Here is a 13,617-nt window from a genome sequence, read left to right on the forward strand (position 1 = left end):
TCCGGCATGACGAACACTTCGCTTCTCGCGCCCTATTCCGCAGGCCCCATCGGCCGCCTCCCCAACCGCATCGTCATGGCCCCCATGAGCCGCCACCGTGCCACGGAGGACGGCACCCCGCTGCCGGTCGTCGCCGAGCACTACGCCCAGCGCGCGTCCGCGGGCCTCATCGTCACCGAGGGCATCTGGCCCAGCAGCCGGGGCCAGAGCGGCTGGCGCTTCCCCGGGATCGAGACCGCCGCGCACATCGAGGGCTGGCGGCGGGTCACCGAAGCCGTGCATGGCGCCGGTGGCCGGATCTACGCCCAGCTGATGCACGGCGGCCGGCACGGGCACCCGCTGTCCCGGATCGACGGGGACGTACCCGCGGCGCCCTCTGCCGTGCTCGTCGACCCGAGCCGCGTCCACGTGCGCGGCGGCAAGGCCGACCCGGTCACTCCGCGCGAGATGAGCCCCGACGACATCCGCACGGCGATCGAGGACTTCGCGGACGCCGCCCGCAACGCCATCGCCGCGGGCTTCGACGGCGTCGAGCTGCACGGCGCCAACAGCTATCTGATCCACCAGTTCCTCGCCGACAACTCCAACCTCCGTACCGACGCCTACGGCCGCGGCTCCATCGCCGACCGCATCCGCTTCGCCGTCGAGGTCGTGCGCGCCGTCGCCGACGCCATCGGCGCCGAGCGCCTGGGTCTGCGCCTCTCGCCGGGCAACCCGCAGTTCGGGATGGTCGAGAACGACCCCGGTCCCGTCTACCGCGCGCTGCTCGATGAGATCGATGGGCTCGGGCTCGCCTATCTCCACCTCACCGACAACGACCGCTACCCCGCCCTCGCCGACCTGCGCCCCCACTGGCACGGCACCCTCATCGGCAACGTCGGCGAGAACGGCGACCCGACGACGCGGGAAGCGGGTGAGGCGGTGCTCGCCGAAGGGCTCGCGGACCTCGTCTCGTACGGGCGGGCCTTCATCTCCAACCCCGATCTGCCGGAGCGGTTCGCCGCGGGCGCGCCGCTCCAGGAGATCGACGCGGCGAACCTCTACACCCACGGCGCCGAGGGGTACACCGATTACCCCGCCATGGAGCGGGAGCCGGTCTTCGCTCAGACCTCGACCAGCACCTGATCCAGCGACTTCCGTACGAGATCGGGGACCCGGCAGTCCGCCGCCGGATAGCCCACGGGGATCACCGCGAACGCCTTCTCGTTCTCGGGGCGGCCGAGCACCTGCGACAGGAACCGCATCGGGCTCGGTGTGTGGATCAGCGCGGCGAGGCCCGACAGATGCAGCGCGGACAGCAGCATCCCGACCGCGATGCCGACCGACTCGTCGACGTAGTAGTGCTTGTGCTTGGTGCCGTCCTCGCCGAGCCAGTAGCGCTGCTGGAAGACGACGACGAGCGCGGGCGCGTCCGTCAGATGCGGCTTCACCTCGTCCGTGCCGAGCGGTCGCAGCGCAGCGAGCCACTCCTCGCCGAGACGCCCGTCGTACGAGATCTGTTCCTCGTGCTCGGCGGCCTCGCGGATGAGGCAGCGCACCTCGGGGTCCTGGACGAGGACGAACGTCCACGGCTGCTGGTGCGCGCCGGACGGTGCCGTCGCGGCGCAGGCGATGGCGTCCCGCACGACCTGCGCGGGCACGGGGTCGGGGGCGAACTGCCGTACCGTGCGCCGCTCCTGCATCCGCGCCCTCAACTCGGCGGCGTGCGCGAGGGATTCGGTTTTGGGCATGCGCTCGGGACGGTAGGGAACGGAGCGGTACGGCTCGCCGTGGATGGGGGTCCAGGGCCGTTCTGCGGTCGTCTCGTCAGCCATGGGCACGAGTGTGCCCGGTCAGCTCCAGCCCGTCACGATCAATGCGAGCCCGATCGTGAATCCGCCGCCGAGCAGGGCCAGATACAGGACGTAGAACCGCCGCAGCCGGTGTACGAGGAAGCCGAAGGCGCCGAAGGCGAGACCTACCGTGAGGGTGCGGGAGCCACGGGAGAGCGCCGACTGGGCCAGCCAGTCCTGCGGCGCGATGCCGGCGCGGCCCGCCTCGCGTGCGTACACCTTGAAGGGGATGCCGTTCCAGGGCTGGTGGCGGACGGCCGCCGCGCCTTCGGCGGCGAGTTCGGCGCGTACTTCCGCGCGCATCCGGTCCGTGGTCAGCGGGTTCGGCAACTGGGCTCCGGAAGCGGCCAGTTGGAGCGCGAGCAGGCTGCCCGCGAGGCTGCCCGCCAGGGCGGTGAGGGAGAGTTTCAGGGCCCGGCGCGGTACCGCCACGCAGGCGATCGCCAGGAACAGCTCCGGCATCAGCGGCCAGCTCAGCGCCTCCGCGAAGGCCCAGGCGAAGGCCGCTGCCAGGCCCCGGCGGGTGCTGATGACGGCTGCGACGCGCCTCCGGGTGACGGAGTCCCTGAGGGGCTCCCCCGCCGTACGGCGATGCAGCTCGGCCACCGCGTCACGCGCCGTCTCCGGGGTCGTGTCCGGGGGCAGCGGGGCTCCGACGCGGACCCTGACCAGGGTGGGGCGGAGTTTGCCGTGCTTGGGCAGGAGGCGGGCGGTGCCGTCGATGGCGACCGGGACGACGGGCACGTCCGCCTGCCGGGCGAGGACGAGCGCGCCCTTGTGGAACGCGCCCAGTTCCCCCGCCCGTGCGCGGGTGCCCTCGGGGAAGAGGACGACGGCCCCGCCCGCGCGCAGCGCGTCGGCCCTGGAGAGCAGGTCGTCCATGCCGCCTCCGGTGCGGCGTACGGGGAAGCCCGCGGCCAGGCGGCTGCAGATCCGACGCCGCCAGGGGGAGGCGAACCAGTAGTCAGCGGCCGCGCCTATCGCGGGCGCGTGGCGGGCGTCCAGGGCGGCGAGCAGGGCCGCGGTGTCCGCGTGCGACGAGTGGTTCGCCACGACCACGCAGCCGCCGCGCGGGAGCCGACCGCGTCGCTCGACTCCGCCGGTGAGGGTGAGCAGGGTCCACCACAGCGCCCGGCGGACACGGGCCGCGCCCCGCTTCGGGCGCCGCCGGACACCGGTTGCGCCCAGCTTGTCCTCGAACGCCGGACGCGCCGAGTGCTCCCTCGGATCGGTCTGGTTCCCTTGGCCCGCACCGGTGTAACCCGGCTCCCGGCCAGGGGAGTTCGGCGCACACCGCGTGCGGCCCACGGAGCCCCGGGGCGGGGAGGTCCGCCGCCGGTCGCGGCGGAGCCCGGTCGAACGAGTCCTCGGACGGATCCTCACAGCGTCACCACCATCGTCAGCAACAGCGCGACCAGCAGCGAGTCGATCCGGTCGAGGAGCCCGCCGAACCCCGGCAGCCAGCTCCCCGCGTCCTTCACGCCCGCCTCGCGCTTGACCATCGACTCCAGCAGGTCCCCGCATACGCAGCCGACCAGCACCGCGGCCCACAGCAGCAGGGAGAACGCGCCGACCGCGGCCAGCGCGGCGGCGGTCGCGGCGGCGGCGCCCGCGACGCCGGCGCGGGTCTTGTTGGGGGAGAGGGGCGAGAGCGGCCGGGACAGGAGTCCCCTGCGGCCGAGCGCCGTACCCCCGCACCACGCCCCCACGTCCCCGAAGGCCACCGCGACGCCCACCGCCAGAGCCGTGTCGCCGCCGAGCAGTACGAGGCCGCTGAGGGAGACCGGGATCCAGAGCAGCCCGAAGACCGTCCGGCTCGCCCGGGTGAAGCCCTGCGCGGCGTCCCCGGAGAAGAGGGCCACACCGGCGGCGGCGATCAGCAGGGCGCCGGCCGTCCGCAGGTCGAGGGCGTCGGGAGCGGCCCAGGCGATGCCCGGCACCGCCACGGCGGACACGCCGAGCACCGCGCGTTCGCCCCGCGGCAGCCCCGCCATCCGCGCGTACTCGCTCACGGCGATCACCCCGAGCCCGGCCGCGAGCACGAACGCCCCCGCCCGGCCCAGGAAAAGCGCCCCGAGGAAGAGCGGCGCGGCCAGCGCCCAGGTCCGCCACCGCTTGCGCAGCTCGGCCCGCATCCGTACCCGCGAGGGCAGCACGGCGACGGCCACTCCGCCGACGCCGAGCACTCCGGCGACGACAGGCACGGCCCGCCCGGCGACTTCCCCGGCGACGAACGCGGCGCTCATCGTCGGCTTCCCAGGAGAGCCGGGACCGCGGTCGATTCCGGTCGTGGGTGTGCGGTGGGCGGGGCCGGCGTCGGGGCTGGTTCCGCGCCGGGTGCTCGGGCGATGGCTCGCACGTTCCGCCCGGCGACTTCCCCGGCGACTTCCCCGGCGACGAACGCGGCGCTCATCGGACGTCACCGGCGGTCGGCTCGCAGGGCCCCAACTCGCGCCACAGCCGCGCGAGTCGCACCCCCGCCGTGAGCGCCGAACCCGCGGCGATCACCGCGAGCACCGGCACGGCCCACCCGGAAGCCGCCGCGACGACCACGAGGGCGCAGCGCTCCGTCTTGCCGACCGGGCCCCCGTTCAGTCGGGGCGCGCCCGCCGCCGCGCCCGCGAGCGACACCCACGAGGGCAGCGTCGCCGCGAGGCCCGCGGTCGCCACCAGCCACAGCGGGGCCAGTGTGAGGAAGCCCGCGAGCACGGCCAGGTCGGCGGCCCGGTCGCCCAGTTCGTTCAGGAGCGCCCCGCGGCGCGTCGTGCGGCCCGTGTCACGGGCAAGCGCCCCGTCGAGGTTCGCGAAGGCGAGCCGGGCGGCGAGCAGCACGGCCACGGGGAGCGCGGAGAAAGGCGACGGCAGCCAGGCGAGCGCCGCCGCCGCGCCCGCGGCGCAGAACACACCCGCCGCGGTGAGGGTGTCGGGCGACACCTCGCGGCGGGCGAGCGCGCCGCGTACGCCGGACAACCGGTCCGCGTACCAGGGCTTGAGAGCGTAGAGGCCGTTCATGGCACCGACTCTGCCGCCGCCCCGCCGGGGGCAAATCGGGGTGCGTACTCAGATATGGCCTGAGTACGGTGGCTGGGTGACCACGTTGCGTACGGCCCATACCTGCGATCTCGACCCCGCCGAACTCCGGGCGGCCCGCGCCCTGATGGACGAGGCGTTCGACGGTGACTTCAGCGATCAGGACTGGGACCACGGCCTCGGCGGGATGCACGCCCTCGTGCATGACGAGTCCGGCCTCCTCGTCGCTCACGGCTCGGTGGTCCAGCGCAGGTTGCTGCACGACGGCCGTTCGCTGCGCATCGGTTATGTCGAAGCGGTCGCTGTCCGCCCCGACCGGCAGCGGCAGGGTCTCGGCGGGCAGGTGATGGGCGCCCTTGAGCGGGTGATCGACCGGGCGTACGCCCTCGGCGCGCTCTCGGCGTCGGACGAGGGACAGCGGCTCTACCTCGGTCGCGGCTGGCAGGAGTGGAAGGGCGCGGTCGGCGCTCTCGGCCCGCAGGGCGTGGTGCACATGCCCGACGAGGAGCCTCCGCTCCTGTGGGGCGCCGACCTCGACCCCGTGCACGAACTCCTCGTCGACTGGCGTGACGGGGACGTCTACTAGCCCGCGGCACCTACCGCCCGCACGATGATCTTGCCCAGGTTCTCGCCCCGCAGCATCCCCAGGAGCGCGTCCACGATGTTGCCGAAGCCCTCGACCACGGTCTCGTCGAGGCCGACGCGCCCGCTCTGCAGGTGCGGCACCACGAACTCGTACAACTCCTCCCGCACGTCGTAGTGGTCGCGCACGAGGAAGCCCTCCATGCGCAGGCTCTTCTCGACGATGTCGGGGAGGTTGCGCAGGGCGTACGGCGTGTCGGTGCTGTTCTTCTGCGCCATCGTGCCGATGCGTACGATCCGCCCGTACTCGCGCAGCGAGGAGATCGCGGCTTCGAGGTGTTCGCCGCCGACGTTGTCCATGTAGAGGTCGATCCCGTCGGGCGCCGCCTTCGCGAGCAGCTCGGCCGTGGGGCCCGTGTGGTAGTCGAAGACCTCGTCGTAGCCGACGTGTTCCGTCAGGTACGCCGCCTTCGCCGCCGTGCCCGCGCTGCCGACGAGCCGCCCCGCGCCCATGAGCCGGGCAAGGCGCCCGGTGGCCGTGCCCACGCCGCCGGCGGCGGCGGAGACGAACAGGTCCTGGCCCTCGTGGAGTTCGGCGACGCGGGTGAGGCCGACGTAGGCGGTCAGGCCGGTGCCGCCGAGGATGCTCAGGTGCGCGGAGAGCGGTACGCCGTCGAAGCGGGTGACGGTGCGTGCCTCGTCGGGCGTGACGACGGCGTGGGTGCGCCAGCCCTGCCGGTGGAAGACGATCTCGCCCTCGCGCAGGGCGGGGTCGCGGGACGCGATGACACGGCCGAGGGTGCGGCCCTCCAAGGGGGCGTTCAGCGCGAAGTCGCCGTCCATCATCTCGCGGTGGTACGGGTCGACCGACCAGTACAGGTTCTCCACCAGCGCGGTCCCCGGCGCGGGTTCGGGCAGCGGGGACTCGACGAAGGCGAAGTGGTCGGGGGTGGGGAAGCCGTGGGGGCGGGCGGTCTGGTGCACGGTGAGCGCGGTCTCGGTCATGGCGGTGACCGTACGGAGGAATGCGGGGGCCGGGGAGAGGGTTGCGCTCATGGAACGGCCCGAACCATGAAGGGCCCTCATAGAAGCAGGTGGGACCCCTGATGACAGCAGCTTCAGGCGACGCGACCGCCGGGGTCACCGCCACCGTCCCCACCGACCTGGCGCCCCACGAGCTCCGCATCCTCGTCGCCGTCGACAGCGAGCGCGGGTTCTCGGCGGCGGCCAGGGTGCTGGGGCTCACCCAGTCCGCGGTCTCGCACTCCATCCGCGGGACGGAGCGCAAGATCGGAGCGGTGCTCTTCGAGCGGGGCCGCAAGGGCGCGACGCCGACCCCGGCCGGTGCGACGGCCGCCGCCCACGCCCGGCGCGTCCTGCGACTCCTCGACGCCCTGGCCGCCGAGGCCCGCGGCGCCGAGCGGGGCACGGCCGGGGGAGTGCTGCGCATCGCCGCCTTCCGCAGCGTGGCCCTGTATCTGCTGCCGCCCGTCCTGGAGCGGCTCACCGCCCGCCACCCCGGCATCGAGCCCGAGGTGCGCGTCGTCCGTGAGCTGGGGGCGGGCACCGCTGGGGAGGTCGCCGAGGGGCGCGCGGACATCGGCATCGCGACCATCGGGGCGACCTCGCCGGTGCCCGCCGGGCTCATCGGCGACATACTCATCGAGGAGCCCTACTCGCTCGTGCACCCGGCGGGGCACCCCGATCCGCGCTCGCTGCCGCTCGTGGACTGGCACGAGAACTGCGGCTCCTACACGCGGACGTGGTGGGCCGGGCAGGAGTGGATCCCGAAGGCGACCGTCCTCACCGAGGACGACGGAGCGGTGCTCTCGATGGTGAGCAGGGGTCTCGGCATGGCGATCATGCCGGAGCTCTCGCTGAACGGAGCACCGGACGGAATCGAGATCACCGATCTCGGTCCGGAGCGCCCGTCACGTTCGGTGGGCTACGTCACCACGCCGGAGCTGGCATCCACGCTCGCCGTACGCGCTCTGATCCGCGAGCTCAGGGCCGCCGGAAAGGGGCCCGCGAGTGAAGCCCGTCTCAGATAGTAGGAAGTCCGAGTAATTGTGGAGACAGACGCTCCGTCCTCGCTTAGCTTTGTAGGAGCCGAACGTCTCGCTCGACCAAGCGAATGGCGGTAGTGAGCCGGAGCCCCGTGCAGGCAACCCCTGCGGCTTCCCCGCTCCCCGCCTCTCCGGCGTCTCGAAGTACCAGTACCCCCTTCCCTCAAGGAGTGGATTCCCCATGGCCGAGACGACCGCACGCCGAGTCCGCCACGCCTCCCGTACCAGCGATTCCGACCGCAGGAAGGCCGCCGCAGCCCTGCAGCGCGCCCTCGACCGCAGGGACAACGGCGGCGAGACAGGTCACTGACCCCCGCGCACCACCTCGAAGTGGTCCACGCGCTCGCCGCTCTCCGCGAGCGCGGAAACCGACAGCTTCGGGCGGGAACCGGCCGTCACCTCCACCGCGAGGAACGAGAAGCCGGTGTACCGCACCCGTGACCACTCCACCGTGTCCGGATTCTGCAGGCGCGACTTGGTCCAGTGGAACGTCCGGATCGCATCCCGGTCCTCGACATGGCCCTCGTAGCTGTCCCGCACGCCCTCCGGAAAGTCGTAGAGGTCCTTGCCCGCGCCGCCCGCGGTGACGTACACGATGCCGTCGCGCGTCGGATCGGTCGACGCGCCGACCGGCACGGGCTTGCCGACCTGGCCGCCCTTGATCGCGTCGGTGCGCTCGTAGACGTGGTTGTGGCCGTTGACCACCAGGTCCACCTGGTGCTTGGCGAACAGCGCGAGCCACGCGTCGCGCACCCCGCCGTCCGACGCGTGCCGCGCCGTCGAGTACACGCAGTGGTGGAAGAAGACCACCACGAAGTCCACGGACTTCTCCGCCCGCAGCTCACCGAGGCGCTTGTCCAGCCAGGCGGTCTGCTTGCCGTCCGTGTAGCCCTTGTTGGCCGGGATCTCGTACGAGACGTCGTTCGCGTCGAGCGCGACGACGCCGACGTTGCCGTACGTGAAGGAGTAGACGCCCGGCGCGTTCTTCGGGTCGAAGCCGCTTGTAGGGAGCGACCAGCGGGCGGACTGGCCGCCGTAGCCGTTCGGCGAGTACCACGCCTCCATGTCGTGGTTGCCGGTCGTCACCATCCACGGGACCGACTTCGCCACGGACTCCGTCTGCGCGAGGAAGGTGTCCCACACGCGCGCGTCGTACGTGTCGGACTCCTTGCCGTGCCCGGTGCTGTCCGCGTAGCAGATGTCGCCCGCGTGCAGATGGAAGGACGGGTTCTGGCCCAGGATCAACTGGTCGTTGGCGAGCGCGTGATAGCTCACGCCCTGGTCGCCGAAGGCCGTGAAGACGAACTTCTCCGCCCTCGCCGGGGCCGTGCGGAAGGAGCCGATCGTCGCCATCCGCTCGGGCGAGGCCGGGTCGAAGCCTTCGTGCCCGACGCCGTAGTAGTACGTCGTGCCGGGCCGCAGGCCGTCGAGGGCCGCGTGCAGGTAGTACTGCTCGACCGCGGGCAGCTTCTTCGACAGGGACGGGGTGTGCAGATCGCGCACCTCCGCCTCGATCTTCTGGCTCAGCTCCCAGGGCTTGAGCCCCACTCGCACATACGGGGACTTGACCGCGAACGGCACCTGCCAGGAGACCCGCATCTGCGTCTTCGGGTCGGCGCCGAAGGCCAGATGGCGGGCGAAGGGCGCCACCAGCTTGCCGTCGACCTTGACGGGCGCGGACGGTGCGTACGGCGCGGCGAGCGGGTTCGACGCCGACGCGGACTCACCGCGGCCGCCGCCCGAACAGCCGGTCAGCAGGCCGACGCCGCCGGCCGTGCCGACGGTGGCGAAGGAACCGGCGAGGACCTTGCGGCGGGACAGCTTCTCGCGCAGGTACTCGTGCTGCTCGGGCATGCTCATCCCGGCCGCGAGCCGCTCGGGGATGCCGACATCGGGGGTGTCCATGAAAGGAGAACTTCCCCGTGACCGCCGACTCCCGTCAGGCCTGAGGGTAAAGAGCGGGTGGCCATGTGATGACGCAGCCGTGGCCTGACCAGGGGTGTCCGCATGCCGGACTGCTCGTGTCATCCCGTGGGACGAAGCGTAGGCTGCTCGCATGTCGGCAAGCTCTCGCATCCTCAGTCTCGCAGTGATCCCCGGCGACGGGATCGGCCCGGAAGTCGTGGCCCAGGGGCTCAAGGTCCTCAATGCCGTCCTCCCGCAGGACGTGAAGCTGGAGACCAAGGAGTTCGACTTCGGCGCCAAGCGCTACCACGCCACCGGTGAGACCCTCACCGACGCCGACGTGGAAGCCCTCAAGCAGCACGACGCGATCCTCCTCGGCGCGATCGGCGACCCCTCGGTCCCGTCCGGCGTCCTGGAGCGCGGCTTCCTGCTGAAGCTCCGCTTCCTCTTCGACCACCACGTCAACCTGCGGCCGTCGAAGCTGCTCCCCGGCGTATCGACCCCCCTCAAGGGCCAGCCGGAGATCGACTTCATCGTCGTCCGCGAAGGCACCGAGGGCCCGTACACGGGCAACGGCGGCTCGATCCGCACGGGGACCCCGCACGAGGTCGCCACCGAGGTCTCCGTCAACACCGCCTTCGGTGTGGAGCGCGTGGTCCGTGACGCCTTCGCCCGCGCGCAGGCCCGCCCGCGCAAGAAGCTGACCCTCGTCCACAAGAACAACGTCCTGGCGTACGCCGGTCACCTCTGGACGAACGTCTTCAACGAGGTGGCGAAGGAGTTCCCGGACGTCACCACGGACTACATCCACGTCGACGCCGCGACGATCTACCTCGTCACCGACCCCGGCCGCTTCGACGTGATCGTCACCGACAACCTCTTCGGCGACATCATCACCGACCTCGCCGCTGCCGTCTCCGGCGGCATCGGCGTCGCGGCCTCCGGCAACATCAACCCGGGCCGCGAGTTCCCGTCGATGTTCGAGCCCGTGCACGGCTCGGCGCCGGACATCGCGGGCCAGGGCAAGGCCGACCCGTCGGCCACCGTCCTGTCCGTCGCACTGCTCCTGCGTCACCTCGGGTACGAGGACGAGGCGGCGCGCATCGAGACCGCCGTCTCCACGGACCTCGCGGAGCGCGGCGACACGGTCCGCACCACCGAGCAGATCGGCGACGCGCTCGCCGTACGAGTAGCGGGCTGACCCGGCAGCTCATCCTTTGACACAGAAGCCGCCGGGTCGCGACAGCCACCCGGCGGCTTCTCGTATGCGGCTCCGGGTGCCACCATCGACCCCCGGGCCGCATTCACGCTGTTTCTTCCTCGGCGCCACGCGAGCGATAATCGAACGTGGGGCCGCGGAATGCAGGGTTACTCGGACGTCCTAGTACGAGAAGTACTGGCGTGAGCGCGGTCCGTCACCATCACACCGTGAAGGACTAGTACTCATGACGACGACGCCGACACCCACGATCGAGCTCAAGCCCACCGCGTCCCCGCTGTCGAACGCGGAGCGCGAGGCGATCCTGGCCAACCCCGGGTTCGGTCGCCACTTCACCGATCACATGGTGACGATCAAGTGGACGGAGGGCCGCGGCTGGCACGACGGCCAGCTCGTGCCCTACGGCCCGCTCTCCCTCGACCCGGCGACCAACGTCCTGCACTACGCGCAGGAGATCTTCGAGGGCCTGAAGGCCTACCGCCGCCCCGACGGCTCGGTGGCCTCCTTCCGCCCCGAGGCCAACGCGGAGCGCTTCCAGCGGTCGGCGCGCCGGCTCGCGATGCCGGAGCTGCCGGTCGAGACGTTCATCGAGGCGTGCGACGCGCTGGTCAAGGCGGACAAGGCGTGGGTTCCGGCGCACGGCGGCGAGGAGTCGCTGTACCTGCGTCCGTTCATGATCGCGAGCGAGGTCGGCCTCGGCGTGAAGCCGGCCAACGAGTACCTCTTCATCGTCATCGCGTCGCCCGCGGGCGCGTACTTCCCGGGTGGCGTCAAGCCCGTCTCGATCTGGCTCTCGGAGGACCGCGTGCGCGCCGTCCCCGGCGGCGTGGGCGACGCCAAGACCGGCGGCAACTACGCGGCGTCCCTGCTCGCGCAGGCCGAGGCGGCGGAGAAGGGCTGCGACCAGGTCGCCTACCTCGACGCCGTGGAGCACAAGTGGGTCGAGGAGCTCGGCGGCATGAACCTGTACTTCGTGTACGGGGACAAGATCGTCACGCCGACCCTGACCGGCTCGCTCCTCGCCGGGATCACGCGTGACTCGCTGCTCACGGTCGCGAAGGACCTGGGCTACAAGTCGGAGGAGGCGCGGGTCTCGATCGACCAGTGGCAGGCGGACACCGCCGACGGCACGCTGACGGAGGTCTTCGCGTGCGGCACCGCGGCCGTGATCACCCCCGTGGGCACGGTCAAGTGCCGCTCGGGCGAGTGGACCCAGAGCGGCGGCGAGCCGGGCCCGGTCACGATGAAGCTGCGCGAGGCGCTGCTCGACGTCCAGCGCGGCACGGCGGAGGACCGGCACGGCTGGATGCATGACCTCGGCTGAGGGCTTATGCGGGACGGGGCCAGGGCCGTCTCCGGGAGGTGATCTTCCGGGGGCGGCTCTTGTGTTGGCGGGTGCGACTGCGGGTGCGGGGCAATCGGGCTGGAGAGCCCGTTCGTCGAGGCTCGGGTGCGGGGTAATCGGGCGGGTGGGCGGGAGAGCTTGTTCGTTCAGGGTCTGCACGAGCTGATCACGGCGACGGCACGCTGATCACGGCGACGGCACGCCGACCGCCGCGCCGTCGGAGGAGTCCGCCGCAGGCTCCGGCGCCTGCCCGCGCTCCAGAACGGCGTACGCGAGACCGCCCACCACCCCCGACAGCAGGAAACTGCAGTCCACCCCGCCGGTGAGGGAGAGCAGCGGCCCCTCGTAGGAGGGCAGCGAGACCGCGGCGAGGCCGACCGCAGCGCCGAGCGCCCAGCTCACCGTCGCCGGGATGTTCCAGCCCGCGCGGTACCAGTAGATCCCGCCCTTGGAGCGGCGGTTGAAGACCTGGAGCGCCTCCGCGTCGTAACCGCCGCCGCAGCGCGCGAAGCCCACCAGGGTGATCACCGCCCAGGGCGTGCCGATCGCGGTCAGGAGCAGCACGAAGGAGGTCATCGCGTCCTGCGCCTCCCACGCGTAGTGCCCCGCGAACACGCACCCCGTGGCCACCACCGCCACCGTGTACGTCGCCCGGGCCCGCGAGGCGCGCGGCAGGATCGCGTCCAGGTCGAGGCCCATCGAGTACAGCATCAGGCCCGCGTTGCCGACCGAGCCCGCGGACGCGGCGAGGAGGAGCGGGATCAGGTACCAGGCGGGGGACGCGGAGACCAGCGGGCCCGCGAAGTCGAGCGCCGCCCCGGCCGCGTACGCCGTGAACGTACCGAAGAGCTGCGGCACGAGAAGGCCCGCGAGCAGGCCGGCCCAGGACGCGCGCAGCACCGTGCGCGAGCTGTGGCGCGCGGGCGAGATGTAGCGCGTGTAGTCGCCCAGGAGCGTGATGAAGGCGATCGGGCCGCTCAGACCCGCCGCCACCAGGGCGAGGAGCCAGGTCGGCCAGAAGGAGCCGAGGAGGTAGCCGCCCGTCGCGGGCAGCGCCGACGTCGTGAAGTCGGGGGCGTATGCCACCACCCCGAGGACCAGGAGCGCCGTCATGGCGACGGCGAGGACGCGGGAGAGGCGCAGCAGCACGCGGTAGCCGTAGACCGCGCCCGTCACCGTGGCGGCGGCGAGCAGCGCGTACACGATCCCGTACGAGAGGCCGCTCGACGGGAGCCCCGTCAGGCGGTGCAGGACGCCCACCATCACGTCGCCGCCGATCCAGATGGTCAGCGCGGTGTAGCCGAGGGACAGGAGGAGGCCGACGACCGAGCCGACCAGCCGGCCCCGCACGCCGAACTGGGCGCCGGACGAGGTGGAGAGGTTCGTGCCCGTACGGAGTGACACCAGGGCGAGGGGGGCCGTGAGGGCCGTGCCGATCACCGTGCCCGCCACGACGGACGTCACCGACGCCCACCAGCCGAGGCCGAACGACACCGGCAGCCAGCCGAAGACGATCACCCCGAGGCAGAGGTTGGAGCCGAGCAGGATCGAGATGAGATCGCGGGGGCCGCTGGTGCGTTCCCCGTCCGGGATGGTGTCGACTCCGCGCTGTTCTATCGGCATGAGGGTGCCCCTGAC

General features: G+C 72.1%; 13 protein-coding genes. 6 read left to right on the forward strand and 7 right to left on the reverse strand.

What is annotated here, in order from left to right; all coding sequences use genetic code 11:
* The first annotated feature begins 6 nt into the window (after window positions 1–6).
* Window positions 7–1,125: an alkene reductase gene (locus IE226_RS32745; RefSeq protein WP_190085056.1), complete on the forward strand. Its 1,119-nt coding sequence runs from the start codon at window positions 7–9 to the stop codon at window positions 1,123–1,125.
* Here IE226_RS32745 and IE226_RS32750 read toward each other — a convergent pair.
* The 4 genes from IE226_RS32750 to IE226_RS32765 form a co-directional block, all read right to left on the reverse strand.
* On the reverse strand, window positions 1,104–1,814 hold the full coding sequence (locus IE226_RS32750; RefSeq protein ID WP_190085057.1) for a nitroreductase family protein: 711 nt from the start codon (window positions 1,812–1,814) through the stop codon (window positions 1,104–1,106). The two genes, IE226_RS32745 and IE226_RS32750, sit on opposite strands and share 22 nt — an antisense overlap.
* Before the next feature lie 18 nt (window positions 1,815–1,832).
* A complete protein-coding gene (locus IE226_RS32755) occupies window positions 1,833–3,020 on the reverse strand; it encodes a lysophospholipid acyltransferase family protein (protein ID WP_190085086.1) in 1,188 nt (395 codons plus the stop codon).
* Window positions 3,021–3,211: 191 nt separating this feature from the next.
* Window positions 3,212–4,078, reverse strand: coding sequence for a phosphatidate cytidylyltransferase (locus tag IE226_RS32760; RefSeq protein ID WP_190085058.1), 867 nt, complete (start codon window positions 4,076–4,078; stop codon window positions 3,212–3,214).
* A gap of 163 nt (window positions 4,079–4,241) precedes the next feature.
* Window positions 4,242–4,844 carry a CDP-alcohol phosphatidyltransferase family protein gene (locus tag IE226_RS32765; protein WP_190085059.1) on the reverse strand — a complete coding sequence of 201 codons (603 nt, stop codon included), beginning with the start codon at window positions 4,842–4,844 and terminating at the stop codon, window positions 4,242–4,244.
* On the opposite strand from IE226_RS32765, the gene IE226_RS32770 reads away from it, so the two are divergent.
* Window positions 4,843–5,448 (forward strand): GNAT family N-acetyltransferase, encoded by a 606-nt coding sequence (locus IE226_RS32770; protein WP_190085060.1) that lies wholly within the window; start codon window positions 4,843–4,845, stop codon window positions 5,446–5,448. The two genes, IE226_RS32765 and IE226_RS32770, sit on opposite strands and share 2 nt — an antisense overlap.
* On the opposite strand, the gene IE226_RS32775 is transcribed toward IE226_RS32770, so the two are convergent.
* Window positions 5,445–6,449, reverse strand: a complete 1,005-nt coding sequence (locus IE226_RS32775; RefSeq protein ID WP_190085061.1) for an NADP-dependent oxidoreductase — start codon at window positions 6,447–6,449, stop codon at window positions 5,445–5,447. The genes IE226_RS32770 and IE226_RS32775 overlap by 4 nt on opposite strands.
* A gap of 101 nt (window positions 6,450–6,550) precedes the next feature.
* Here IE226_RS32775 and IE226_RS32780 point away from each other — a divergent pair, with 101 nt between their 5' ends.
* The gene (locus tag IE226_RS32780; protein ID WP_190085062.1) at window positions 6,551–7,495 is read left to right on the forward strand and encodes a LysR family transcriptional regulator; all 945 of its coding nucleotides are present in this window, start codon (window positions 6,551–6,553) and stop codon (window positions 7,493–7,495) included.
* Window positions 7,496–7,691: 196 nt separating this feature from the next.
* Window positions 7,692–7,820, forward strand: coding sequence for a hypothetical protein (locus IE226_RS44930; RefSeq protein WP_268251300.1), 129 nt, complete (start codon window positions 7,692–7,694; stop codon window positions 7,818–7,820).
* On the opposite strand, the gene IE226_RS32785 is transcribed toward IE226_RS44930, so the two are convergent.
* Window positions 7,814–9,415: a purple acid phosphatase family protein gene (locus IE226_RS32785; protein WP_190085063.1), complete on the reverse strand. Its 1,602-nt coding sequence runs from the start codon at window positions 9,413–9,415 to the stop codon at window positions 7,814–7,816. The genes IE226_RS44930 and IE226_RS32785 overlap by 7 nt on opposite strands.
* A gap of 151 nt (window positions 9,416–9,566) precedes the next feature.
* Here IE226_RS32785 and IE226_RS32790 point away from each other — a divergent pair, with 151 nt between their 5' ends.
* A complete protein-coding gene (locus IE226_RS32790; protein WP_190085064.1) occupies window positions 9,567–10,616 on the forward strand; it encodes a 3-isopropylmalate dehydrogenase in 1,050 nt (349 codons plus the stop codon).
* A 244-nt stretch (window positions 10,617–10,860) separates the two neighbouring features.
* Window positions 10,861–11,958, forward strand: coding sequence for a branched-chain amino acid aminotransferase (locus tag IE226_RS32795; RefSeq protein ID WP_190085065.1), 1,098 nt, complete (start codon window positions 10,861–10,863; stop codon window positions 11,956–11,958).
* Window positions 11,959–12,165: 207 nt separating this feature from the next.
* On the opposite strand, the gene IE226_RS32800 is transcribed toward IE226_RS32795, so the two are convergent.
* Window positions 12,166–13,602, reverse strand: a complete 1,437-nt coding sequence (locus IE226_RS32800) for a cytosine permease (protein ID WP_190085066.1) — start codon at window positions 13,600–13,602, stop codon at window positions 12,166–12,168.
* Window positions 13,603–13,617 lie beyond the last annotated feature (15 nt).

The organism is Streptomyces longisporoflavus (assembly GCF_014649775.1).
Classification (GTDB): domain Bacteria; phylum Actinomycetota; class Actinomycetes; order Streptomycetales; family Streptomycetaceae; genus Streptomyces; species Streptomyces longisporoflavus.